Consider the following 240-nt stretch of genomic DNA (forward strand, 5'->3'; position numbering starts at 1 on the left):
GTCGTCTCGGTGGCTACATCGTTGATCGAACGGTTGGTGCGCAATTCACTGGCCATCTTCTGGAGATCTTCGCTGCTGAGGTCCGTGCCGTGGATAGCCGACAGGGAAGCCAACTGCTGCTCCATCTCGCTGGCGGCGCCCGCGTCCTGGCCCTCGGATGCCCCGGCACGCACCGATTCGGCGATCTTCTGCGCCAGCGAGCGCACGGTTGCGCCTTCGGCCAACATCATCACCGGTAGC

The 240-nt window shown here is 64.2% G+C and carries 1 protein-coding gene; it reads right to left on the reverse strand.

The genetic code is table 11. The features are described 5' to 3' along the window. On the reverse strand, window positions 1-240 hold a 240-nt coding region (locus RVY79_RS21335), incomplete at both ends, for a hypothetical protein (RefSeq protein ID WP_317466622.1).

This window comes from Chromohalobacter sp. HP20-39, from assembly GCF_033052815.1.
GTDB lineage: Bacteria > Pseudomonadota > Gammaproteobacteria > Pseudomonadales > Halomonadaceae > Chromohalobacter.